The sequence below is a fragment of the Pseudomonas sp. R37(2017) genome, assembly GCF_002113375.1.
Classification (GTDB): Bacteria; Pseudomonadota; Gammaproteobacteria; order Pseudomonadales; family Pseudomonadaceae; genus Aquipseudomonas.
The window spans coordinates 340,467-364,864 of record NZ_NEHO01000003.1 but is presented as its reverse complement, the minus strand read 5'-3'; the positions used below and the strand labels follow the sequence as shown (position 1 = coordinate 364,864).

24 protein-coding genes are annotated in these 24,398 nt (G+C 58.7%); 5 read left to right on the top strand and 19 right to left on the bottom strand.

The features are described from left to right. Window position 1: 1 nt before the first annotated feature. The 11 genes from tolA to CAG47_RS07400 all read right to left on the bottom strand — a co-directional run bounded on the left by tolA (window position 2) and on the right by CAG47_RS07400 (window position 8,761). Entirely contained in the window at window positions 2–1,081 is a 1,080-nt protein-coding gene (tolA, locus tag CAG47_RS07450; RefSeq protein WP_085724244.1) for a cell envelope integrity protein TolA, read from the bottom strand. Continuing rightward, window positions 1,081–1,533 (bottom strand): protein TolR, encoded by a 453-nt coding sequence (gene tolR / locus CAG47_RS07445; protein WP_177408934.1) that lies wholly within the window; start codon window positions 1,531–1,533, stop codon window positions 1,081–1,083. The genes tolA and tolR overlap by 1 nt, the downstream gene beginning before the upstream one ends. A 23-nt stretch (window positions 1,534–1,556) precedes the next feature. Then, window positions 1,557–2,252 (bottom strand): protein TolQ, encoded by a 696-nt coding sequence (gene tolQ, locus CAG47_RS07440; RefSeq protein ID WP_085724243.1) that lies wholly within the window; start codon window positions 2,250–2,252, stop codon window positions 1,557–1,559. Further along, the gene (gene ybgC, locus CAG47_RS07435; protein ID WP_007990726.1) at window positions 2,242–2,709 is read right to left on the bottom strand and encodes a tol-pal system-associated acyl-CoA thioesterase; all 468 of its coding nucleotides are present in this window, start codon (window positions 2,707–2,709) and stop codon (window positions 2,242–2,244) included. Before ybgC ends, tolQ begins: the two co-directional genes overlap by 11 nt. A gap of 127 nt (window positions 2,710–2,836) precedes the next feature. Next, window positions 2,837–3,898, bottom strand: a complete 1,062-nt coding sequence (ruvB, locus tag CAG47_RS07430) for a Holliday junction branch migration DNA helicase RuvB (protein ID WP_085724242.1) — start codon at window positions 3,896–3,898, stop codon at window positions 2,837–2,839. Continuing rightward, complete coding sequence (gene ruvA, locus CAG47_RS07425; protein ID WP_007995640.1) at window positions 3,899–4,507, bottom strand: Holliday junction branch migration protein RuvA; 609 nt, start codon at window positions 4,505–4,507, stop codon at window positions 3,899–3,901. A 114-nt stretch (window positions 4,508–4,621) separates the two neighbouring features. Further along, window positions 4,622–5,146 (bottom strand): crossover junction endodeoxyribonuclease RuvC, encoded by a 525-nt coding sequence (ruvC, locus tag CAG47_RS07420; protein WP_008015799.1) that lies wholly within the window; start codon window positions 5,144–5,146, stop codon window positions 4,622–4,624. 160 nt (window positions 5,147–5,306) lie between these two features. Beyond that, on the bottom strand, window positions 5,307–6,053 hold the full coding sequence (locus tag CAG47_RS07415; RefSeq protein WP_007977329.1) for a YebC/PmpR family DNA-binding transcriptional regulator: 747 nt from the start codon (window positions 6,051–6,053) through the stop codon (window positions 5,307–5,309). 120 nt (window positions 6,054–6,173) lie between these two features. Further along, window positions 6,174–7,949 (bottom strand): aspartate--tRNA ligase, encoded by a 1,776-nt coding sequence (aspS, locus tag CAG47_RS07410; protein ID WP_085724241.1) that lies wholly within the window; start codon window positions 7,947–7,949, stop codon window positions 6,174–6,176. Between the two features lie 118 nt (window positions 7,950–8,067). Continuing rightward, a complete protein-coding gene (locus CAG47_RS07405) occupies window positions 8,068–8,289 on the bottom strand; it encodes an FmdB family zinc ribbon protein (RefSeq protein ID WP_085724348.1) in 222 nt (73 codons plus the stop codon). 136 nt (window positions 8,290–8,425) lie between these two features. After that, the gene (locus CAG47_RS07400; RefSeq protein ID WP_085724240.1) at window positions 8,426–8,761 is read right to left on the bottom strand and encodes a ribbon-helix-helix domain-containing protein; all 336 of its coding nucleotides are present in this window, start codon (window positions 8,759–8,761) and stop codon (window positions 8,426–8,428) included. Between the two features lie 526 nt (window positions 8,762–9,287). Between CAG47_RS07400 and CAG47_RS29220 the strand changes: the two genes are divergently transcribed. Next, window positions 9,288–9,890 carry a cold-shock protein gene (locus CAG47_RS29220; RefSeq protein WP_085724239.1) on the top strand — a complete coding sequence of 201 codons (603 nt, stop codon included), beginning with the start codon at window positions 9,288–9,290 and terminating at the stop codon, window positions 9,888–9,890. Between the two features lie 63 nt (window positions 9,891–9,953). Here the strand turns inward: CAG47_RS29220 and CAG47_RS07390 are convergent, their stop codons facing one another. Together CAG47_RS07390 and CAG47_RS07385 are read right to left on the bottom strand one after the other, a co-directional pair. Beyond that, the gene (locus CAG47_RS07390) at window positions 9,954–10,160 is read right to left on the bottom strand and encodes a SlyX family protein (protein WP_007977339.1); all 207 of its coding nucleotides are present in this window, start codon (window positions 10,158–10,160) and stop codon (window positions 9,954–9,956) included. 3 nt (window positions 10,161–10,163) lie between these two features. Next, window positions 10,164–10,589, bottom strand: a complete 426-nt coding sequence (locus CAG47_RS07385) for an HIT domain-containing protein (RefSeq protein ID WP_085724347.1) — start codon at window positions 10,587–10,589, stop codon at window positions 10,164–10,166. 911 nt (window positions 10,590–11,500) lie between these two features. On the opposite strand from CAG47_RS07385, the gene CAG47_RS07380 reads away from it, so the two are divergent. Continuing rightward, entirely contained in the window at window positions 11,501–12,829 is a 1,329-nt protein-coding gene (locus CAG47_RS07380) for an OprD family porin (RefSeq protein ID WP_085724238.1), read from the top strand. Window positions 12,830–12,970: 141 nt separating this feature from the next. Here CAG47_RS07380 and CAG47_RS07375 read toward each other — a convergent pair whose 3' ends face one another. Together CAG47_RS07375 and CAG47_RS07370 are read right to left on the bottom strand one after the other, a co-directional pair. Next, a complete protein-coding gene (locus CAG47_RS07375) occupies window positions 12,971–13,813 on the bottom strand; it encodes a mechanosensitive ion channel family protein (RefSeq protein WP_085724237.1) in 843 nt (280 codons plus the stop codon). A 136-nt stretch (window positions 13,814–13,949) separates the two neighbouring features. Further along, complete coding sequence (locus tag CAG47_RS07370) at window positions 13,950–14,435, bottom strand: YajQ family cyclic di-GMP-binding protein (protein ID WP_007977344.1); 486 nt, start codon at window positions 14,433–14,435, stop codon at window positions 13,950–13,952. A 134-nt stretch (window positions 14,436–14,569) separates the two neighbouring features. On the opposite strand from CAG47_RS07370, the gene CAG47_RS07365 reads away from it, so the two are divergent. From CAG47_RS07365 to CAG47_RS07355, 3 genes are read left to right on the top strand one after another with little or no spacing between them, the layout of a single operon-like run. Next, a complete protein-coding gene (locus tag CAG47_RS07365; protein ID WP_085724236.1) occupies window positions 14,570–15,487 on the top strand; it encodes a putative 2-dehydropantoate 2-reductase in 918 nt (305 codons plus the stop codon). A gap of 45 nt (window positions 15,488–15,532) precedes the next feature. Further along, window positions 15,533–17,569 carry a HAMP domain-containing sensor histidine kinase gene (locus tag CAG47_RS07360; protein WP_085724235.1) on the top strand — a complete coding sequence of 679 codons (2,037 nt, stop codon included), beginning with the start codon at window positions 15,533–15,535 and terminating at the stop codon, window positions 17,567–17,569. A 2-nt stretch (window positions 17,570–17,571) separates the two neighbouring features. Beyond that, complete coding sequence (locus CAG47_RS07355) at window positions 17,572–18,153, top strand: cob(I)yrinic acid a,c-diamide adenosyltransferase (RefSeq protein ID WP_085724234.1); 582 nt, start codon at window positions 17,572–17,574, stop codon at window positions 18,151–18,153. Window positions 18,154–18,284: 131 nt separating this feature from the next. On the opposite strand, the gene CAG47_RS07350 is transcribed toward CAG47_RS07355, so the two are convergent. The 4 genes from CAG47_RS07350 to secA all read right to left on the bottom strand — a co-directional run bounded on the left by CAG47_RS07350 (window position 18,285) and on the right by secA (window position 24,105). Further along, complete coding sequence (locus tag CAG47_RS07350) at window positions 18,285–19,229, bottom strand: Nudix family hydrolase (protein ID WP_085724233.1); 945 nt, start codon at window positions 19,227–19,229, stop codon at window positions 18,285–18,287. After that, on the bottom strand, window positions 19,226–19,858 hold the full coding sequence (locus tag CAG47_RS07345; protein ID WP_085724232.1) for a glutathione S-transferase family protein: 633 nt from the start codon (window positions 19,856–19,858) through the stop codon (window positions 19,226–19,228). The genes CAG47_RS07350 and CAG47_RS07345 overlap by 4 nt, the downstream gene beginning before the upstream one ends. 173 nt (window positions 19,859–20,031) lie before the next feature. Beyond that, entirely contained in the window at window positions 20,032–21,249 is a 1,218-nt protein-coding gene (argJ, locus tag CAG47_RS07340) for a bifunctional glutamate N-acetyltransferase/amino-acid acetyltransferase ArgJ (RefSeq protein ID WP_007990760.1), read from the bottom strand. A gap of 120 nt (window positions 21,250–21,369) precedes the next feature. Beyond that, entirely contained in the window at window positions 21,370–24,105 is a 2,736-nt protein-coding gene (gene secA, locus CAG47_RS07335) for a preprotein translocase subunit SecA (RefSeq protein ID WP_085724231.1), read from the bottom strand. Between the last annotated feature and the right edge of the window lie 293 nt (window positions 24,106–24,398).

Sequence of the window (24,398 nt, the reverse complement as noted above, 5' to 3'; positions counted from 1 at the left end):
CTCACGGGGCTAGATCCTCAGGTGTGAATGTCATCTTGAATGAACGATACGGAGCAAAATCGCTCGGCTTCATTCCCTGCATTTCTGTCAATCGTCCAATATTCTTCACTGCCGCTACGGCCGAAGCGTCAAACGGACCGTCGCCACTGGACTTGAGCACCTTGACCGAAGTCACCGTACCGTCCGGCAACATGCCGATTTGCAGCTGAACAGTCATGCCTTTGCGGGCCGAAGGTGGACGAGCCCAGCCTTCCGCTGCACGTATTCGAATCAGGTCATCGAAACTGCCGGCGACTTCGTCGCCCTGCTCATCGGCCAAGGCCTGCTGACGCTGCGGCGTGTCGGAAAGCAAATCTGCCAGGGCCTGAGCCTTTTTGTCTTCGGCGGACTTACGTGCCGCATCCTGCGATTTCTTCTTCGCGGCATCGGCAGCAGCTTTCTTCTTCGCTTCCTCGGCGACTTTCTTCTTCGCCTCTTCAGCTTCGGCTTTCTTCTTGGCGTCTTCCGCGGCTTTCTTCTTCGCGTCTTCGACGATCTTCTTCTTGGCTTCTTCAGCGGCCGCTTTCTTGGCCTCTTCTTCCGCAGCCTTCTTGGCTTCTTCTTCAGCTTTCTTCTTGGCTATATCAGCCAATTGTTTCTCTTCTGCCTTCTTGGCTTCCGCAGCTTTCTTCGCGTCGTCGGCTTTCTTGGCTTCATCAGCCTTCTTCGCCTCGTCCGCTTTCTTCGCCTCGTCGGCCTTCCTGGCTTCTTCGGCCTTTTGAGCCGCCTCTTCTTTCTTTTGTTCCGCAGCCTTCACCGCTTCCTGCTCGACCTTTTTCTGTTCCAACTGTTCGACTTCGGTCTGGCGCGCAGCAGACTTCTGCGCTTCACCGGCAATCTTCTGATTGGTCTGGGTGGTCGCCCGACTTTTCGATTTCAGCTGGTACAGGGTCGCCTGGACAATCGGCTTGGCCGGCGGCAGTTCCGGGGTAAAGGCAAAACTGACGAACAGCATGCCGAACACCAGCACGTGCAAGCCAATCGCCCAGACACTAGGCCAGAAGTAGCTTTCCGAGGCGGACGGCTCTCGCTGTTGCTGCATCAGGGCGCCTCGGTAATCAAGCCAACATTACCGACCCCGGCTTTCTGCAACCCGCCCATGGCCCCCATGACGGAACCGTAGTCGACGGATTTGTCACCGCGAATGAAGACCTGGGTGTGCTTGCCGTTTTCATTGCCGACGCGAATGATCTTGGTCACCGCGTCAGTCATCTGCGGCAACGTCATGGCCCGGTCCTGCTGCTTGTCGGTGTCGACTTCGCTGCCGAGGTTCCAGTAGTAGGTCTTGTCGGATTTGATGGAAATGGTCAGGACCTGGGTGTTGTTGTCCTGCGGCAAGGCTTCGCTGGAAACCTTGGGCAGATCAACTTTCACGCCCTGATTGAGCATCGGCGCGGTCACCATGAAGATGACCAGCAGCACCAACATCACGTCGATGTATGGCACCACGTTCATCTCGGCGACCGGCTTGCGCTTGTTTCGTGCTCGAGCGATTAAAGCCATCGAAAATTACCTGCTTATTCTTCGCTGGTGTGCACTTTGCGGTGCAGGATCGCCTGGAACTCGTCGGCGAAGGTGTAGTAGCGGCCCAGCAGGGTTTCGCTGCGAGCAGAGAAGCGGTTGTAGGCGATAACGGCCGGGATCGCGGCGAACAGACCGATCGCGGTGGCGATGAGGGCTTCGGCGATACCTGGTGCAACAGTGGCGAGGGTCGCCTGCTGGGCAGTCGCCAGGCCGCGGAAGGAGTTCATGATGCCCCAGACCGTACCGAACAGGCCGATGTAAGGGCTCACGGAACCGACAGTGGCCAGGAACGGCAGGCTTTGCTCAAGCTTTTCTTCTTCGCGGGAAATGGCAACGCGCATGGCGCGGGCCACGCCTTCCATGACCGCTTCCGGATCTACGCCTGGCTGTTGGCGCAGACGGGAGAACTCCTTGAAACCGGCACGGAAGATTTGCTCGACGCCCGAATCAGGGTCCGGGTTGCTGCCGGCCTGACGGTACAGTTTGGACAGGTCGATGCCCGACCAGAAGCGCTCCTCAAAGCTCTCCAGGGCACGTCGACCGGCACGCAGCAGATTGCTGCGCTGAAAGATCATGATCCACGAGGTCACCGATGCGGCTACCAGGGTCAGCATTACCAGTTGCACCACGATACTGGCATTGCTGACCAGGCTCCACATGGAGGAATGGTCGACGACGTTAGCTTCCACGCTTTATCTCCTGCTTTGAGTGTGTACCCGCGCCGCTCACGTCGGCAAAGGCCGCTCGCAGAGCTTCGGGAATGGCCCGGGGTTTCAAACTTTCGGTGCGCACACAGGCCACCAGAAACTGCCCTTCGCAGAGCAGCACATTATCCGTCGCCCGCCTGACCTGCTGTTTGAAGCGCAGGCTGGCACGGTTCAATTCGATTACCTCGGCGCTTACCAGCAGTTCGTCGTCCAGTCGCGCCGGCGCGTGGTAGCGCGCTTCGCTGGAATGCACGACGAACAACAGGTCCTCCCCGGCAAGCTGCGATTGGGCAAAACCCAGATCTCGTAGCCGCTCGGTTCGAGCCCGTTCCATAAACTTGAGGTAATTAACGTAATACACGATGCCGCCCGCATCGGTGTCCTCGTAATAAACGCGACAACGATGTGCGAAAGGCTCAAGCCCGTTTTGCGCGCGCATACTCTAGTGCTTACTCCTCAGGTTGCCAATCCGGCCAGGCAACTGTTTTTCATGGTTCTGCGTCTTTCTCGTGAAAGTACGGCCCTGGGACCCTACATTGCCCGAAAAAATCTGCATGCAATGTTAATTAATCGTCAGCGGCATCGAGAAACTCGTCTACTACGGGCACTTCACCCAATCGTGACGGAATGTTTAAACCGAAATGCAGGTAGGCATGCCGCGTCACCACCCGCCCCCGTGGCGTGCGCATGATATAGCCCTGCTGGATCAGATAAGGCTCCAGCACATCCTCAATGGTGTGACGCTCTTCACTGATGGCGGCGGCCAGGCTGTCGACCCCGACTGGCCCACCGTCGAACTTCTCGATCATGGTCAGCAACAGACGCCGGTCCTGGTGATCGAAGCCACGCTCATCGACGTCCAGCAGATTCAGCGCCAGGTCGGCAATCGGCTTGGTGATGTGCCCCTTGGCGCGAACTTCGGCGAAGTCACGCACCCGACGCAGCAACCGGTTGGCAATTCGTGGAGTGCCACGGGCACGCCGGGCGATTTCGAAAGCACCTTCCGGGTCCAATGGCAAACCGAGGATGCTCGCCGAACGACTGACAATCGTCGACAAGTCGGCGTTGCTGTAGAACTCAAGACGCTGCACGATGCCGAAACGGTCGCGCAACGGGTTGGTCAACATCCCGGCCCGCGTCGTTGCGCCAACCAGGGTGAACGGCGGCAGATCCAGCTTGATCGAACGCGCGGCCGGCCCCTCGCCGATCATGATATCGAGCTGAAAGTCCTCCATGGCCGGGTACAGCACTTCTTCAACGATGGGCGACAGGCGATGGATTTCGTCGATAAACAACACATCGTGAGGCTCAAGGTTGGTCAACAGCGCCGCCAGGTCACCCGGGCGCTCCAGCACAGGCCCCGAGGTGCTCTTGATCGACACGCCCATTTCCTGGGCGATGATGTTGGCGAGGGTGGTCTTGCCCAAGCCAGGCGGCCCGAAGATCAGCGTGTGATCGAGGGACTCGCTGCGACCGCGAGCGGCTTGAATGAACAATTCCATTTGCTCGCGAACAGTCGGCTGGCCAATGTATTCGGCCAGGCTGACCGGGCGAATCGCTCGGTCCTGGACTTCTTCGCGCTCACGCGGGCTGTGCGTGGCAGCGATCAGACGATCAGCTTCAATCACTTAGATCATTCCCTTCAAGGCGCGGCGGATCATGTCTTCACTGCTCAAACCTTTCTCCTTGATCGCAGACACCGCCTTGCTCGCTTCCTGGGGTTTATAGCCCAGGGAAATCAGCGCGCTGACGGCATCGTTTTCAGCAGTGTTCACCGGGGCTGGTCCATCCGGCTGGTTCGGTACCAGGGCGAACATGGCCGGTACGGTTTCCCATGCCTTGAAGCGGTCCTTGAGTTCTACCAGCAAGCGTTCGGCGGTTTTCTTGCCAACACCCGGGACCTTGGTCAACGCCGAAGTATCCTGGGACTGCACGCAACGAACCAGTTCGTCGACTTCCAGGCTCGACATCAAGGCCAGCGCCAGCTTCGGCCCGACACCATTGAGGCGGATCAGCTCGCGAAAAAAGTCTCGCTCACGCTTGCCGACAAAACCATAGAGCAACTGTGCGTCTTCGCGCACGACCAGATGGGTGTGCAAGGTCAGCGGCTCACCGACCGACGGCAAGCGGTAAAGGGTCGTCATGGGCACTTCGAGTTCATAGCCCAGGCCGTTTACATCCAGAATCAGGTGCGGAGGCTGCTTCTCAGCCAGGGTGCCGCGCAAACGTCCAATCACGTTACAAATCCTTGAGCGTTGGCCAGCTCTGGGCCAGCGACTGACAGAGCGAGGGTATGGCGCCGACAATCCGGGCGAAACGTCCCCACTCCTTAAAGTTGATTGCTGATGCTATCAGAGACGCAGGCGCCCGCCACGACTGCGTGCAGCTCCCAGACCATGGGGCAGCAGGCTGGAACGGGTATGAGCGTGGCAAATGGCAATGGCCAGGGCGTCCGAAGCATCGATCTGCGGCTTGCTGGTCAGCTTGAGCATGTGCATGACCATCATCTGCACCTGCTCCTTGTTGGCCGCACCCGTGCCGACGACCGCCTGCTTGACCTGGGTTGCGGTGTATTCGGCAATCTCCAGGCTTTCCTCGGCGCCCGCCACGATCGCGGCGCCACGGGCCTGCCCCAGCTTCAGGGCGGAGTCGGCGTTACGGGCCATGAACACCTTTTCGATCCCCATGGTCACCGGATGGTATGTCTGAATGATCTCCCGCACCCCGCGATAGACAATTTGCAGCCGCTCATGCAGCTCGCCGGCGCCGGTGCGGATACAACCGGAGGCGACATACTCGCAGCCACGGCCGGTATCACGAACCACACCGTAACCGGTGATGCGCGAGCCGGGGTCGATACCAAGAATTAAAGTCATAACGCCTGTGGGGGGTCCGTGAACTATCGATATCCAAGTACAACACATAATAAATGTGGGAGCGGGCTTGCTCGCGAAGGCGGTGTGTCAGTTGTCAATGATGAGACAGACACACCGCTTTCGCGAGCAAGCCCGCTCCCACAAGGGGTCCGGGTCAGCCTCAGCCGAGTTGCGCGGCCACCGACTCCGGAATCTCCGCGTTGGAATAGACGTTTTGTACGTCATCCAGGTCTTCGAGCATGTCGATCAGCTTGAGGACTTTCTCCGCACCTTCAAGATCGAGCTCGGCGCTGGTAGTCGGCAGCATGACGATTTCCGCATCGTCACCTTTGAAACCCGCCGCTTCCAGGGCATTACGCACGGAATAGAAACCAGCGAACGAGGTGAACACATCGATGGAACCGTCTTCGTTGGTCACCACGTCATCGGCATCTGCCTCCATGGCCGCTTCCATCAGAGCGTCTTCGTCGACGCCGGCAGCGAAGGAGATCTGCCCCTTGCGTTCGAACAGATAAGCTACCGAACCATCGGTGCCAAGGTTGCCACCGCACTTGCTGAACGCGTGGCGAACCGCGGCCGCGGTGCGATTGCGGTTGTCGGTCATGCATTCGACCATTACCGCCACGCCGCCCGGACCATAACCTTCGTAGGTCAACTCGACCACGTCGTCGGTGTCGGCAGCGCCAGTACCACGAGCGATCGCGCGATCGATGATGTCGCGGCTCATGTTGGCGCCCAGGGCCTTGTCCAGGGCCAGACGCAGGCGCGGGTTGGAGCCCGGATCGCCGCCACCCTGGCGGGCTGCAACGGTCAGCTCACGAATCCACTTGGTGAAGATCTTGCCCCTCTTGGCATCCTGACGTTCTTTGCGGTGCTTGATGTTCGCCCACTTGGAATGACCTGCCATAACTCGCTCCGAATTCTCTTTGAAACATTGCCCGCTGCGCCTTGAGGCGCCCGCCGGCAAACAAAAAATCGACTTTACCAATAAAAAAGGCGCATCCGAAGATGCGCCCTTCAGACAGCCTTACTCGGCTTTAGGCGTTTCGCGCAAACGAATGTGCAATTCACGCAGCGCCTTGGCATCCACCTGACCCGGTGCCTGAGTCATGACGTCTGCCGCGCTCTGGGTTTTCGGGAAGGCGATCACTTCACGGATCGACTGGGCGCCGGTCATCAGCATCACCAGACGGTCAAGACCGAAGGCCAGACCACCGTGGGGCGGCGCGCCGTATTTCAGGGCGTCGAGCAGGAAGCCGAATTTTTCTTCCTGCTCCGCTTCGTTGATGCCCAGCAGGCGGAATACTGCCTGTTGCATTTCCTTGCGATGGATACGGATCGAACCGCCACCCAGCTCGGTACCGTTCAGGACCATGTCGTAAGCACGGGACAGCGCGGTGGCCGGGTTGGCCTCCAGCTCGGCCGGGGTGCATTTCGGCGCGGTGAACGGGTGGTGCAAGGCGGTGAAGCTGCCGTCGTCGTTTTCTTCGAACATCGGGAAGTCGACGACCCACATTGGCGCCCACTCGCAGGTCAGCAGGTTCAGGTCGTGACCCAGCTTGATTCGCAGCGCGCCCAGGGCTTCGCTGACGATCTTGAACTTGTCGGCACCGAAGAACACGATATCGCCGTCAACCGCACCAACGCGATCGAGGATCACATTGAGGTTGGCTTCAGGGATGTTCTTGACGATTGGCGACTGAAGGCCTTCGACACCTTTGGCGCGCTCGTTGACCTTGATGTATGCCAGGCCCTTGGCACCGTAGATGCCGACGAACTTGGTGTAGTCGTCGATCTTGCTGCGCGGCATGCTTGCCCCGCCCGGTACGCGCAGCGCAGTCACACGGCATTTCGGGTCGTTGGCCGGGCCGCTGAACACCTTGAAGTCGACTTCCTTGAGCTGGTCGGCAACGTCCACCAGTTCCAGCGGGTTACGCAGGTCTGGCTTGTCGGAACCGTAGCGGCGCATGGCTTCTTCGAAGGTCATGTGCGGGAAATCGCCGAATTCCAGATCCAGCACTTCCTTGAACAGGTTGCGGATCATGGCTTCGGTCAGCCCCATGATGTCTTTTTCATCGAGGAAGCTGGTCTCGATGTCGATCTGGGTGAATTCCGGCTGACGGTCGGCACGCAGGTCTTCGTCACGGAAGCACTTGGCGATCTGGTAGTAACGATCGAAGCCGGCGACCATCAGCAGTTGCTTGAACAGCTGTGGCGATTGCGGCAGGGCGAAGAACGAACCGGCGTGAGTACGGCTCGGCACCAGGTAGTCACGCGCACCTTCAGGGGTGGCACGGGTCAGGATCGGCGTCTCGACGTCGAGGAAGCCATTCTCGTCCAGGAAGCGGCGGATGCTGGTGGTCATGCGCGAACGCAGACGCAGCTTCTCGGCCATCTCCGGGCGACGCAGATCGAGGAAACGGTAGCGCAGACGGGTTTCTTCGCCGACGTCGGAGAACTCGTTCAACGGGAACGGCGGGGTTTCCGATTCGTTCAGCACTTCCAGCTCGTAGCCGAGGACTTCGATCATGCCCGACGCCATGTTGGCGTTGGTCGCACCGGCCGGACGCAGGCGAACCTTGCCGGTGATCTTCACGACGTACTCGCTGCGCACGCGATCGGCTGCGGCGAAGGTTTCAGCACGGTCCGGATCGAAAACGACCTGGGCCAGACCATCACGATCACGGATATCGAGGAAAATCACCCCACCGTGGTCACGGCGACGGTGGACCCATCCACAAAGGGTAATTTCCTGGCCGTCCAGGCTTTCGTTCAGTTGGCCGCAATAATGGCTGCGCATCATGGTCGTGGTTTCACTTCTCGTAATTCGAAATTCGGTGGAGATCCTGCAGCAGCCCCGCCTTTGAAAGGTCGTCGGGCGATGCAAGAACACGCGTGTCGTTCAACTCAGGTTCCAGACCTTAGTCAGCTTTGTCGCCGCCGACCAGGTTCTTCTTGGAACCGGTCTTGAAATCGGTTTCGTACCAACCCGTGCCGCTTAGGCGAAAGCCCGGCATGGACAGCATTTTCTTCAGCTCTGGCGCCTGACAGGCAGGGCAGTCGACCAGCGGTGCATCGCTGATCTTTTGAATGGCTTCCAACTGATGACCACAGGAAGCACATTGATAATCGTACATCGGCATGGAGGTTGTCTCGGCGATCAGATTGCTACCGCACACGCTGGGTTTTGCGGCAAAGAGCGGGATTATATCCATTAAATGCGGCCTGTGCAGCCGTAAGACTGCACAGGCCGACACTCTGTTGCTTTTGCCGCCCAGGCTAGGCCGTGACGATGCAACCTCCCTCCTTGAGACTGTGCACGACACAGACAACCCGAACCAATCCACTGAAGTTCCTTACCCCGCCGTGACGCAGGTGAACTTCGCGATCCACATGGGACAGCAGGCTACTGACCGAGCAACCATTGACCCGGGCCATCTCCCCCAAAATATCCCAATAAACCTGTTCAAGCCGCAAACAGGTTGCGAAGCCATTCAATCGTACCGAGCGGGACAACGGCTGGGCCAACCCCATATCAAACTCGTGAACAAACGGATCCACCCTTACATCCTTGCGCGAACCGTTTCGCCCCTCTTCCTGCCGTTCATAAACCATAATGCCGACACTCCTTTGTCATCCTGGTTTCCTTAAGCACAACTGTGTTCGGCTTATAAAAACGCAGGCACAAGGGTATATCCAGATGACTTTATGGCCTTCGGTGTAGGATAAGCCAACAACTATTGGCAGACCCCGGAGAACGTCCTACTCCGGGCTTTTTCCCACAAAGCGAAACGATGCGCCCTTCAGAAGCACCCATTGAATGACGTAGGAAAGAAGAGCACATCCTCTCCCCCTGACAGAGGAAAGCCGCGCCTGGACGGAATTGGCATCGAGAGCAGGAAACCCCAGCGAAACTTCGGGCAACCTGCAGCAAATCTCGCTCAAAGTGCCGCCGGACGCCCTGATTTGAGTAGCCTGCGGCTTTGCTGTTAAATAGACAGCGTGTCGCCAGTGCCTATTTTTCGGGGCATGGCGCATAGGCTGATATCGGGCACGTGTCCAACGCCTCTTTCATTGTTTTGAAGCGAACCGTGCGCCATCAGCTCTTCCTTGTGAGCTGTCTTAACGTGAGTTAATTAAAATGTTGAAAATCGTCCATCTGTTGATAGGTACAGCGGCCTTGCTGCTGTCCTTCATCCCTAGCCTGCACTCCGAAGCCTTACCTTACCTGCAACAACCTGACGCGCTGTACCTGGCCTTTTTCGGCCTGCTCAACCTCACGCTTGCACCTGTCATCCCTTACTGGAACAAGGGCCCGCGCCACCAACTGCAGAATCTGGCAAGCGCCCTGCTGGTGCTGTCGGTAGTCCTGCAAACCCTGACGCTGATCGCACCGATGCCCGTCATCGCCGGCCAACCAGCCGTTCTGTTCAGCCTGGTCGCAGCTGTGATCGCTGTTGCCCTGCACCTGGGTGTCAGCTTCTACAAATCGTCACCGGCCGCCGCCTCGCCCAGCTACGACATGAGCAACCGCGATACCGGTACCGTCAAGTGGTTCAACACCTCCAAAGGCTTCGGCTTCATTTCCCGCGACTCCGGCGACGATATCTTCGTCCACTTCCGAGCCATTCGCGGTGAAGGCCACCGCGTCCTGGTCGAAGGCCAGCGCGTGGAGTTCTCTGTCATGAATCGTGACAAGGGCCTGCAAGCCGAAGATGTGATCGCCGCGCTTCCGCGCCGCTGATTCGAGGCAAAAAAAACCGCGCACAGCCTGGCTGTCCGCGGTTTTTTAATGCCTGCATATTGCTTAATAGTGCGGTGGCGGCGCTTCTTCTTCGAACGACTCGAACTGGCCGACCATCTCCTCCTGCCGCTTGAGCAGCGCAGCCATTTGCAGCTGCAGACGCTCGACCACCCGTTGCTGCGCGACCAGTACATCGTTCAATGCCTGGATGGTGTCATCCTGAAAGGCCAGGCGGCTTTCAAGGTCGGTAACGCGTTCTTCCAGGCTCATGGCTCAGCCCTCCAGAAACGTAAAATCATCGGTCAAAATCAAGCGCAAACGTTCACGAATGACGGCAATCTGCTCCGAATTGTAGGGTTTTGCCGGATGCCTACCCCAAACCGGCGCCGGCCAGGCGGCATCTTCGCGCTTGCGCACGATCACATGCATGTGCAACTGACTGACAACATTGCCCAACGCCGCAACATTCAACTTGTCCGCATCGAACGAGTCCTTGAGCACTTGCGAAAGCACCGTCGTTTCCTGCCAAAGCTGCTGCTGGTCTGCGACATCCAACTGAAATATCTCACTGATAGCCTCACGACGAGGTACCAGGATGAACCAGGGATAGTTCGAATCGTTGGACAACAGCAACCGGCAGAGCGGGAAGTCCCCGATCGGTAACGTGTCTTGTTGAAGTCGTGGATCTAGAGCGAACACTGCGCGTACTCCCGCCGGGTCATCATTTTTCAGCTTAGCGCCCATCCAGACGGGACAGCGCACCAAGCGACCGGACGGCAGCATACCTGCGAACGGCGCGCGCTTCACGACGAACCTTGCACGGAGGCCACAAGCGCCAACGAAAGACTGACAGCCCGCCCCCGGATGAGACACTTTTCACCGCCACGCACTATTACAGAACTGGCTTTCCGGCAAAAAGCGCCAAAATGACTGACCGGAAAGAGAAAGTTCGCTTCAGACAAGCGCTCGACAGGGATGAATCAACACCAGGCAAAAAAAATTTGCACCAAAACCGCACAGTGGGTCTACGCTGAACGCTTCGACATCCGCCATTTACTCACTGGCGGGGTGAACCGGTAACATTTATGGTTGCCAGACAGTCGAGTTGAGGGATCCAACATGATGCAAGGCAAGGCGTCAAGCCCAGACCAAATGCGCTTGAACCCCCCGGTTTCATGAGGTTTTTACAGCACCAGGCAGTCAATTGGAAAAAAAAGCGTAACAAAACCAGATTTGTGCATGTTTGTTGCATTCATACCCATTATCACCTGAGTGGCACCCGTTGGAAGCGGAGGCCTTCAGGCAAAAAAAGACAGTGGCAAGGTAGCCCGATGGAGATTCAAACGTTTCACCAGGACTCTTTTTGCCGACGCCAAGGCTCGAAAAACAGCATTAAAGTTGTCAGCCCGGTTGCGTTGGAGCTCGAAATTTGCGACATCTACCACGCTGTTTGCGACAGGGTCGTAAAGAACGCGAAAGGTTAGATACGCAAGTATCGCCAACATTGTCGGCGTGATATAAGTTTGCGCCGACACAAAAAGAAAGAGCCGCCCAGATAATAAAACAGGTGGGACGGCAGTACTCTTCTAAAACCAAAGGAGCAAATCACGATGCGCGTGATGAAGTGGAGCATGATCGCACTGGCAGTTGCAGCAGCAGCCAGTACCCAATTGGCTACGGCCGCCCCTTTCGTAAGTGACCAGGCTGAAGCCAAAGGTATTGTTGAAGACAGCTCCCTGAACTTGCTGGTTCGCAACTACTACTTCAACCGTGACCGCAAAGATGGCGCAAGCGACCAGAAAGACTGGACCCAAGGCATCTGGGGCAACTTCAGCTCCGGTTACACCCAAGGCCTGATCGGTGTTGGTGTTGATGCATTCGGTTACCTGGCAATCAAACTGGACGGCGGTGATGGCACCGGCGGCACCGGCAACATGAGCCGCGATGCCGACGGCGAAGTCAACAACAGCCAGGGCAAAGCCGGTGGCGCTGTTAAGTTCCGCGTTTCCAAGACCGAGCTGAAAGTCGGCGACATGCAGCCAAGCACCGCTCCGGTGTTCGCGGTTGGCGGCTCCCGTATCCTTCCTCAAACTGCCAGCGGCATCCAGCTGCAGAGCAGCGAAGTCAAAGACCTTGACCTCGAAGGCGGCCACTTCTACTCGGCGACCAGCCAGGACCGTAACGCTCGTGATGGCGGCCTGTTTGCAACCTACGCCGGCGTAGAAGCCAACAGCATCGACTACTTCGGCGGCAAATACGGCATCACCGACAACCTGTCGGCATCGCTGTATGCGGCCAAGCTGGAAGACATCTGGAACCAGTACTACGCCAACCTGAACTACACCATCCCAATGGGCGGCGACGAGTCGCTGAACCTGGACGGTAACATCTACAACACCAAAGACACTGGTGATGCCAAAGCTGGCGAGATCAGCAACACTGCCTACTCCCTGGCAGCCGCTTTCTCGTTCCTGAAAGCACACACCATCACCCTCGCCTTCCAGAAGGTTAACGGTGACACTCCGTTCGACTACATCGGTGTGGGCAAAAACAACCGCGGCGGCGACTCGATCTTCCTCGCCAACTCCATCCAGTACTCTGACTTCAACGCCCCTGGCGAGAAATCTGCCCAGGTTCGTTACGACCTGAAAATGGCTGAGTACGGCGTTCCAGGTCTGAGCTTCATGACCCGTTACGTTAAAGGCTGGGATATCGACGGCACCAAAACTCCAGTAGGCAGCCCTTACGCTGGTCTGTATGGCGAAGACGGCAAGCACAACGAAACCAACTTCGAAGCCAAGTACGTTGTTCAGTCTGGCCCGGCAAAAGACCTGTCCTTCCGTATTCGTCAAGCATGGCACTTCGCTAACGCTGACGAAGGTGAAGGTGACGTGAAAGAGTTCCGTTTCATCGTCGACTACCCGCTGTCGGTTTTGTAATCGCATCCAGTTAGTTTGCGGTAACAAAACAAAAGGCCCATCTTCGGATGGGCCTTTTTTGTTGCCTGTGCAAATTGCTCAATTATTGAACAACTGGGATAAATGCCTGACCGAAAAGTCAGACATGTATTGCAAGGCCTGTTACTGCACTGCTGATTCCTGAACCACGCGAATAACCCGCTGTGGAAATGGAATATCGATGCCAGCCTTTCTCAGGTGATCACGGGACAGTTCGTTGAACATGAACATCACATCCCAATAATCTGCTGTCTTCACCCAGACACGCAGGGAAACAGTGATGGAACTGTCACCCAATGTCGAAACAACTGCCTGAGGCGCTGGGTCAAGCAATACACGGGGATCCTTGGCCAGTTCCAGCAATACTTCACGGGCTTTCTGCAAGTCCGCTTCGTAATCAACACCTACATCGAACACCACTTTACGGGTGGGCTGACGATTGGTGTTGGTGATGATGCCGTTCGACAGATTGCCGTTGGGCACGATGATGGTCTTGTTGTCACCGGTACGCAGCACGGTATGGAAAATCTGGATGCTGTCGACGGTGCCGGCGATACCCTGAGCCTCGATCCAGTCACCGATACGAAACGGACGGAACAGCAAGATCAGCACGCCGCCGGCGAAGTTCGCCAGGCTGCCCTGCAAGGCCAGGCCAATGGCCAGGCCCGCTGCACCAATCGCCGCGACAAACGAAGTGGTTTCCACACCGATCATCGAGGCTACGCTGATGACCAGCAGGATCTTGAGGATGATGTTCGCCAGGCTGCTGATAAAACCTTGCAGCGCCAGGTCGGCATTGCGCAAGGCAATCAGGCTGCCGAGCTTTTTCGTGACTTTGTTGATTAGCCACCAGCCGATGGCCAGGGTGATGACCGCCAGCAGTACACGACTGCCGTATTCCATGATCATCGGGATCCAGGTCTGGGAAACCTTGACCAGGTTGTCTACCTCAGCACTTAAGTCCATCTGCTTACTCCTTTTTTCCGGCTATGAGGGTTGCGTAAAAAAAGCGGCAGAAAGATCGAACCGTGACGGGCTCAATCGTTTCTGCCGTTGCCTGGGCCTCCGACGTCGTGAACGTCAATAGGTTCCCGCCTTCAGGTTAGTCGCGGAAGTTGTTGAACTGCAGCGGCATACCGAATTCCTTGGCTCGCAGCACAGCAATGGCTTCCTGCAGGTCATCACGCTTCTTGCCGGTAATACGAACCTGCTCGCCCTGAATGGCGGCCTGGACCTTGAGCTTGGCGTCTTTGACGTGAGCGACGATTTTCTTCGCCAGTTCCTTGTCGATGCCTTCCTTGAGGACGGCTTCCTGCTTCATCAGCTTGCCCGAAGCGAACGCGTCCTTGACCTCAAGGCACTGCACGTCGATTTTGCGCTTGACCAGGGCCAGCTTGAGAATCTCAATCATCGCTTCGAGCTGGAAATCCGCTTCCGCGGTCAAGTTGACAGTCAGGTCTTTTTCCTTGAACTCGAAGCTGCCTTTGCCTTTCAGGTCATAACGACGATCGAGTTCCTTGACGGCGTTCTCGACCGCGTTGGTGACCTCGTGCTTGTCCAGTTCGGATACCACGTCGAACGACGGCATGTAATCTCTCCAATGTAAAGGCGCGCCGATGAAGCACGCCTGGCTTGCGGTTAAAATCCGCGCTGATTATAACGGGTCTTTCCCATCATTCACTGCGAGCTGCCGATGCACGCCTTAAAGAGAGCAAAAAGCTGATGTCCACCACCTGGCATGTTCTGGGCGCCGGCAGCCTCGGCACATTATGGGCAACACGCCTGGCGCGGGCTGGCGTACCGGTGAGGCTGATCCTGCGGGACACCGCGAGGCTACAGGCCTATGAGGCGGCCGGTGGTTTGACACTGGTGGAACACGGCGAGGCGCAACACTATGCCGTGCCCGCCGAGACAGCCGACAGCACGCAGCCGATCAACCGACTGCTGGTAGCGTGTAAAGCCTACGATACCGAAAGCGCAGTGGCCCGACTGGCGCCCCGCCTGGCCCCCGGCGCCGAGCTGATCCTGCTGCAAAATGGCCTGGGCAGCCAGGACGCAGTGGCCGCACAGGTTCCGCAAGCACGCTGCATCTATGCGTCGAGCACCGAGGGCGCCTTCCGCGACGGCGATTGGCGCGTGGTTTTTGCCGGGCATGGCTTCACCTGGCTGGGGGATGCGAGCCATCCGGTTGCGCCGATCTGGCTCGACGACCTGAGCACTGCCGGCATCCCCCACGAGTGGAGCACCGATATCCTGACCCGGCTGTGGCGCAAACTCGCCCTCAACTGCGCAATCAATCCGCTGACGGTGCTCCACGATTGCCGCAATGGCGGCTTACAGCAACATCACTGCGAAGTCGCCACCCTGTGCGGTGAACTGGTGGAGTTGCTCGAGCGTTGCGGTCAGCCGGCAGCCGCCGAAAACCTTCAACAGGAAGTCGAACGGGTGATACATGCCACCGCAGCCAATTACTCCTCGATGCATCAGGACGTCACCAGCCAGCGCCGCACAGAGATCAGTTACCTGCTGGGCTACGCCTGCAAAGTGGCCGGGCGCCATCAACTGAACCTGCCTCACCTCAATCAGCTTGAGTCAAGGTTGATTGCTCGCCTGCAAAGCCTTGGATTGCCCAGCGACTGAGCAGCGGCTACGCTGGCCACTTGTTCCTTTTCTGCGATGAATCCGATGCCATTGCGCCAGCGCCTTGAAAACCTGCCCGTCGGCCAGAAACTGCTGGCTGCCCTGCTGGTGCTGATGATCACCGTCCTGCTGGTTGCCAACCTGACCTTTATCGGCGCCGCCTACTACATTTCCCAGGAAAGCATGGCGCCACAGGCCCTGCAGACCATCGGCCGACTGGTATCGAATCCGAGCCTGGTGTCCGACGCCCTGCAATCGCCACAAAGCGCCGAACGCTTGCTCAACGAACTCAACAGTTACTCACCGCTGCGAGCGGCAGTCCTGTATGACGGAAAGGGCGAACAGCTGGCACAACTGCAGCGCGGTGACAAACTGGAGTTGCCGAAACGGTTCCGACATATCGAAGACTGGCAAGTGACCGAGTTTCGCAGCAACCAGGTCATCACCCTGCCCCGCCCCGGAACCGCACCCGGGCATTTGCTGTTGGTCGCCAGCAGTGAACTGCCGGTGGCGTTCTACACCGGGACCCTGACGGCCAGCCTGGGGATTCTGACTTTCAGTGTGCTGCTGTGGCTGATCATCGCCCGCCAGATCAAGCGCCTGATTACCCGACCGATCCATCAGCTCGAAGAGTTGTCCCGCCAGGTAACCCGTGAGGAAAACTACGCACTGCGTGCTTCGCGAGGCAACCACGATGAAATCGGCAGCCTCGCCGAAGCGTTCAACACCATGCTCTCGCGGATCGAGGCCCGAGAGCAGCAACTCAAACGCGCCAGGGACGATTCCCAGGCTGCCTACGACCAGGCCCAGGGCCTGGCGGAAGAAACCCGCCATACCAACCGCAAGCTGGAGCTCGAAGTCCAGGTGCGCAGCAAGATCGAGAAAAAACTCACCGGCTTCCAGAACTACCTCAACAGCATCATCGACTCCATGCCGTCGGCACTGATCGCACTCGACGAACAGCTCTATGTGACGCAATGGAACCAGGAAGCCAGCGCCCTGTCTGGCACTCGCCTCGACGAAGCCCTGAACCAGCCGATCTTCCTTGCCTTCGAACCGCTCAAGCCGTTCCTGCCGCAACTCAAGCAAACGGTCGAACAGCACACAGTGGCCAAAATCGAACGTGTCACCTGGCTCAAGGACGAAGAGCCCCGCCACTACGCCCTGACTTTCTATCCGTTGATGGGCGGTGCAGGGAGGGGCGTGGTGATCCGGATCGACGACATCACCCAGCGCCTGTCCCTGGAAGAGATGATGGTGCAGTCGGAAAAAATGCTTTCGGTCGGCGGTCTCGCCGCCGGCATGGCCCACGAGATCAACAACCCTTTGGGGGCAATCCTGCACAACGTGCAAAACATTCGCCGACGCCTGTCTCCCGATCTGCCGAAGAACCTCGAGGTAGCCGAACAGGCCGGCATCGAACTGGCAACGGTCAACCAGTATCTGCAAATCCGCGAGGTGCCGCAGTTGCTCGATGGCATCCAGCAGGCCGGTGCCCGGGCGGCGAAAATCGTCACCCACATGCTCAGTTTCAGCCGTCGCAGCACACGCCAGATGGCCCCGTGCGACCTGCCTGCCCTGATCGATCAGGCGGTGGAGATCGCTGGCAACGATTTCGACCTGGCGATCGGTTTCGATTTCAAAGGCCAGGCCATCATTCGTCAGTTCGACCCCGCACTGGGCCCCGTCCCCGGCACCGCCAACGAGCTGGAACAAGTGCTGCTCAACCTGTTGAAAAACGCCGCGCAAGCCATCCACCAGCGCGAAGACGACAGCGAGCCGGGACGGATCATTCTGCGCACCCGGCTCAACCCGCCATGGGCGGAAATTCAGGTCGAGGACAACGGCATCGGCATGAGTGAAAGCGTACGCAAACGCACCTTCGAGCCGTTCTTCACCACCAAGGAAATCGGCCAGGGTACCGGCCTTGGGCTGTCGGTGTCGTATTTCATCATCACCAACAACCACAAGGGGCAGATGGAAGTGCAATCGACCCTGGGCCAAGGCACGTGCTTTACCTTGCGCCTGCCCTTGGCGAGCACGCCACCTGTCTCGCCAGAACTCAACCTGCTATCGAGGTAACCATGGGCTTTCGCTTGTCGAAGATTTACACCCGCACTGGCGACAAAGGCGAGACCGGGCTGGGCGACGGACGCCGCGTGCCCAAGGATCACCCACGGATCGAGGCCATTGGCGAAGTCGATACGCTGAACAGCCAGGTAGGCGTGTTGCTGGCCGGACTGGCGGCGCAAACGCACACTTTTGCAGGATTGCAGGAAGTGATCGATGTTTTGGCACCTTGCCAGCACCGATTGTTCGACCTCGGAGGCGAACTGGCGATGCCGGTGTATCAAGCATTGAATGCAGCGGAAATCGAACGCCTGGAAGCTGCGATCGATGCCTGGAATGAAGAGTTGGGACCGCTGGAAAACTTCATCTTGCCCGGCGGCTCGACGCTGATTGCCCAGGCCCATGTCTGCCGCAGCCTGGCGCGTAGCGCAGAACGGCGCTGCCAGCGATTGAATGCGATCGAGCCGTTGGCCGGGGTTGGCCTGGCCTACATCAATCGGTTGTCGGACCTGTTGTTTGTCGCCGCGCGGTTGATTGCCAAGCGCCAGGGGATTGCCGAGATTCTTTGGCAGCCTGCGGCGAAACCTGAGGTTTAGCCAGCGCCTGTCAGGCCCCCTTCGCGGGCAAGCCCGCTCCCACAGGTTTTGTGTGCGCCACAAATCCACTGTGGGAGCGAGCTTGCTCCGGGCGGCGCTCCGACGATGGCGTCAGAAGCTACAACACAGAATCACGCCTCAGGCCAAAACGCCCGAATTCCCGCCACTCCCTGTGCTCCCGCCGCCCAGGCTTTCTCGACCTCGGCCGGGCCAACACCACCGAGCAGGAACACCGGCTTGCTGAACCCTTCGATCAGGCTCGACGCCTGCTCCCAACCCAAGGGTTCGGCGTCTGGGTGAGTCTGGGTGGGTTGAACCGGTGACAGGGTCACGAAATCCACCCCCATCTGCTCCGCCAGCGCCAGCTCTTCAGCGTTATGGCACGACGCCGCCAGCCAGCGCGATGCCGGTAGCGGTCGGCCAGCCGCTGCGTACTTGCGCAATTGGGCGGAGGTAATGTGCCAGCCCGCGGACGGGAAGTCGCCCAGCCATTCGAATGGCCCCTTGATCATCAACTGTGCCTTGCCGGCACACAGCCCCACCGCATCGACAGCCAGGTCGCGATACTTCGGATCGTAACCGTTCGGTGCACGCAACTGGATCAGCTTGACGCCGCTGGCAATGGCCTTCTGAATACCACGCAGCATGGCCGGCGCTTCCAGATCTTCCGGGGTGATCAGGTACTGAGCAGGTAATTTCGCGGCCGCGACGATCGGCTGATTGGCCGCAGGGAACTCGTAACTCGACAAATCACGAGGTGCAACCCAGGCCAGCGGTTGGCCCTCGGCACCATGGGGCTCGCCGGTGAACGCCGAGACTTCCCAGACATCCAGCAACACCTGCTTGTCCGGGTAATCGTGCCGAATCTTGATCAACGGGCGCGCCGCGCTGACCACAATGCCCAGCTCCTCATGGAGTTCGCGGGCCAGTGCGGTTTCGACCGACTCATCGGCCTCGACCTTGCCCCCGGGAAATTCCCACAGACCACCCTGGTGCTGGGTATCGGCACGGCGGGCGATGAGAATATTGCCGTTGTTATCACGGATAACGGCGGCGGCGACATGTACTCGTTTCACCGCTCGACCTCCTCCAGTCCGGCCTTCTGCCAGGTCTTGAAGGCTGACCATTGGTAGAGGGTTTCAACATAGGCTTCGTCAGCCGCGGACAATTTCACCCGATAGGTACGCAGGCGTACGGCGATGGGTGCGAAGAACGCGTCGGCCAACGTGATGCGGCCAAACAGGTACGGCCCGCTCTCGGTCGCGGCGGCACGACACTCGGCCCACAACGCCGACATGCGCTCGATGTCGGCCTGGACGTCAGCCGGGACCGGCGACAAAGGGGCGTCATGGCTCAGGTCGAACGGCATATTGCCGCGCATGGCGAAGAATCCACTGTGCATCTGCGCACACGCCGAGCGCGCCTGGGCGCGAGCAGCGGTGTCTTTGGGCCAGAGGTCGGCGGCCGGGAACTGTTCGGCCAGGTATTCGGCAATCGCCAGGGAGTCGGCGATGGTGCCGTGTTCGGTTTTCAGCAGCGGGACCTTGCCGGTCGGCGAATGCTTGAGCAGGCGCTCGCGAGTGTCCGGCTGGTTCAGTTTGATCAATTCTTCGGTGTAGGCCGCGCCGGTCAGATCCAGAGCCAGGGCGCCGCGCAGGGACCAGGAAGATAACAGTTTGTCGCCGATGATCAGGTGCAGGCTCATATTCGGGACCTTTTGATGGGGGGACAGGCCAGTCTAGTTGGCAACTGACAGACCGCCATCGCGAGCAAGCTCGCTCCCGCAGTGGTGAAGGTGAAACACAAAGGGTGTGAGCACCAAGAATCCCTGTGGGAGCGAGCTTGCTCGCGATAGCAGCGACTAGATCTAACGAGAGATCAAGTACGGTACTCGGCGTTGATCTTCACGTACTCATGGGACAGGTCGGTGGTCCAGATGGTTTCGCTGCAATCGCCACGACCCAACTCGATGCGAATGGTGATTTCTTCCTGCTGCATCACCGCTGCGCCCTGGGCTTCGGTGTAGGTCGCCGCGCGCGCGCCACGGCTGGCGATGCACACGTCGCCGAGGAATACGTCGATCTTGCTCACGTCCAGGTTCGGCACACCGGCACGACCTACGGCCGCCAGGATACGGCCCCAGTTCGGGTCGGAAGCGAACAATGCGGTCTTGATCAGCGGCGAGTGAGCCACGGTGTAACCGACATCCAGGCATTCCTGGTGATTGCCGCCGCCGTTGACTTCAACGGTGACGAACTTGGTCGCGCCTTCACCGTCACGAACGATGGCCTGGGCTACGTCCATGCACACTTCGAACACCGCCTGCTTCAACTTGGCGAACAACTCGCCTTCGGCGCGGGTGATTTCCGGCAGCGCGGCCTGCCCCGTGGCAATCAGCATGCAGCAGTCGTTGGTCGACGTATCACCGTCGATGGTGATGCGGTTGAACGACTTGTTGGCACCATCGAGCATCAGGTTTTGCAGTACGTCGCGGGAAACCTTGGCGTCGGTGGCGATGTAGCCGAGCATGGTCGCCATGTTCGGGCGAATCATCCCGGCGCCTTTGCTGATGCCGGTAACGGTGATGGTCACGCCGTCGTGCTGGAACTGACGGCTGGCACCCTTGGGCAGGGTGTCAGTGGTCATGATGCCGGTGGCGGCAGCTTCCCAATTGTGAATCGACAGGTCGTCGAGGGCGGCTTGCAGCGCACCTTCGATTTTCTCCACAGGCAGCGGCTCGCCGATCACACCAGTGGAATACGGCAGCACCTGGCTGGCATCGACACCGGTCAGCTCGGCCAGCCTGGCGCAGGTGCGCTCGGCAGCAGCCAGGCCTGGCTCGCCGGTACCGGCGTTGGCATTGCCGGTATTGGTCAGCAGGTAACGCACCGGGCCTTGTACGCGTTGCTTGGCCAGGATCACCGGTGCGGCGCAAAAGGCGTTCAAGGTGAACACGCCGGCAACCGTGGAGCCTTCGACACAGCGCATGACCACAACATCCTTGCGCCCCGGGCGCTTGATGCCGGCCGAGGCGATACCGAGTTCAAAACCGGCAACCGGGTGCAACGTTGGCAAAGGACCAAGACCAACAGCCATGAATGCGCTCCTTTAAAAATGATGTCAGCACCGTTTCAGCAGAACGGTGGTTCGAATGGTAAAACGCCGCGACGGCAAAAGCCGGTCGCGGCGCGGGTATTTCAGCGTTTGAAACGGGTTTTACTGGATCTGCCCGTGACAATGCTTGAATTTCTTGCCCGAACCGCAGTAGCACAGCTCGTTGCGACCCAGCTTCTGCTCGTTGCGAACCGGTGCGGCAGCGAGAGCCACATCGACCTCTTCGCCCAACACTTCCGGCTGCTCCAGGCCTGGAGCCTCCTCATGCAGGAACTGCATGCGAGCGGCCAGTGCCTCGGCTTCCTGGCGCAGGCGCTGTTCTTCTTCGATCGGATCTTCGCGGCGAACCTGAACGTGGGACAGCACACGGATCGAATCGCGCTTGATCGAATCCAGCAACTCGGAGAACAGGGTGAACGACTCGCGCTTGTATTCCTGCTTCGGGTTCTTCTGGGCATAGCCACGCAGGTGGATACCGTGGCGCAGGTGGTCCATGGTCGACAGGTGGTCTTTCCACAGGTCGTCCAGTACACGCAGAACGATTTGCTTCTCGAAGGTGCGCAGCGCTTCGGCGCCCGCCTGGTCTTCTTTCTCGTTGTACGCCGCGACGAGCTCGTTCATGAGCTTCTCGCGCAGGGTTTCCTCGTACAGGTGATCGTCTTCGTCGAGCCATTGCTGGATCGGCAGCGTCACACCGAAATCGCTCTGCAGCGCTGCCTCCAGACCGGCCACGTCCCACTGCTCAGGCAGCGATTGTGGAGGAATGTGTGCGCTGACGGTGGCGTTGAGCACGTCCTGACGGAAGTCGGCGATGGTCTCACCGATGTTGTCGGCGGCCAGCAACGTGTTACGCATGTGATAGATCACTTTACGCTGTTCGTTGTTGACGTCGTCGAACTCGAGCAGTTGTTTGCGAATGTCGAAGTTGCGGCCTTCAACCTTGCGCTGGGCCTTTTCGATGGCGTTGGTCACCATGCGGTGCTCGATCGCTTCGCCAGGCTGCATGCCCAGGGCCTTCATGAAGTTCTTCACCCGGTCAGAGGCGAAGATGCGCATCAGGCTGTCTTCCAGGGACAGGTAGAAACGGCTGGAACCGGCGTCGCCCTGACGACCGGCACGACCACGCAGCTGGTTGTCGATACGGCGCGACTCGTGACGCTCGGACGCGATCACCTGCAAACCACCCGATTCGAGCACTTGCTGGTGACGCTTCTGCCAGTCGGCCTTGATCTGGGCAATCTGCTCGGGGGTCGGGTTTTCCAGGGAAGCCACTTCCACTTCCCAGTTACCGCCCAACAGGATGTCGGTACCACGACCGGCCATGTTGGTGGCGATGGTCAGTGCACCCGGGCGACCGGCCTGGGCGATGATTTCGGCTTCTTTCTCGTGGAACTTGGCGTTCAGGACCTTGTGCTCGATGCCTTCCTTCACCAGAAGGTTGGACATGTGCTCGGAGGTCTCGATCGTGGCAGTACCCACCAGCACCGGACGGCCCGCCGCCATGCTTTCCTTGATGTCATTGACGATGGCCGCGTATTTCTCGTCGGCGGTCAGGAACACCAGGTCGTTGTAGTCTTTACGTGCCAGCGGCTTGTTGGTCGGGATGACGATGACCGGCAGGTTGTAGATCTGATGGAATTCGAACGCTTCGGTGTCGGCTGTACCGGTCATGCCGGACAGTTTTTCGTACAGACGGAAGTAGTTCTGGAAGGTGGTCGATGCCAGGGTCTGGCTTTCGGCCTGGATGTTCAGCTGTTCCTTGGCTTCGATGGCCTGGTGCAGGCCTTCGGACAAACGGCGACCCGGCATGGTACGGCCGGTGTGTTCGTCGACCAGGACGACCTGGCCGTCCTGCACGATGTATTCGACATTGCGATGGAACAGCTTGTGCGCGCGCAGGCCGGCGTAGACGTGAGTCAGCAGGCTCAGGTTGTGCGCCGAGTACAGGCTCTCGCCCTCGGCCAGCAGGCCGAGACGGGTCAGTGCATCTTCGACGAACTGATGACCGGCTTCGTTGAGTTCGACCTGACGGGTCTTTTCATCGACGGTGTAGTGACCGGCCTGGGTCACTTCGCCTTCGACTTCTTCAACGTGCAGCTTGAGCTGCGGGATCAGCTTGTTGACCTCGATGTACAGCTTGGAGCTGTCCTCGGCCTGACCGGAAATGATCAGCGGCGTACGGGCTTCATCGATGAGAATGGAGTCGACTTCGTCGATCACGGCAAAATTGAGTTCGCGCTGGAATTTTTCTTCCATGCTGAACGCCATGTTGTCGCGCAGGTAATCGAAACCGAATTCGTTGTTGGTGCCATAGGTGATGTCGGCGGCGTAGGCGGCGCGCTTCTCTTCCGGCGGCTGGAACGGCGTGACGATGCCGACCGTCAGGCCGAGGAACTCATACAGCGGGCGCATCCAGTTGGCGTCACGGCGGGCCAGGTAGTCGTTCACCGTCACCACGTGCACGCCCTTGCCGGACAATGCATTGAGGTAAACGCCCAGTGTTCCCACCAGGGTCTTGCCTTCACCGGTGCGCATTTCAGCGATCTTGCCTTCATGCAAGGTCATGCCGCCAATCAGCTGGACATCGAAGTGGCGCATACCCATGACGCGCTTACCGGCTTCGCGGGCGACCGCAAAGGCTTCCGGCAGCAGCTTGTCGAGGGTTTCCCCTTTGGCGATGCGGGCCTTGAACTCATCCGTCCTGGCACGCAATTGATCGTCCGAAAGGGCCACCATTTGCTCTTCGAAGGCATTGACGAGTTGCACCGTCTTGAGCATGCGCTTGACTTCACGCTCGTTCTTGCTTCCAAAAAGTTTCTTTAACAAAGGCGCAAACATATCGGCAGGATCTTCCACACTAAAGGGATGGAGGGCGGCCCCGTGAGTCGCCCGTGCAGCCCTCATGGCCGCATGCGAACGAGCATTCTACCCGGAAACGGTGGTGAGGAAAGTGGCGAAATTCCACGATGCTGGCACAGCGCTTTGACGGGGCTCACTTTAAATAGGGGCATTTTGCTCAACTTCAAGCCGTTCAAGGCAGAAGTTAGTTATTGATTTAATGGGTAAAGCGCCCACAAAAGCAATGGGCGGGCGCATCCGGCGCTTTCTGCTACCATGGCGTCTCTGTTACT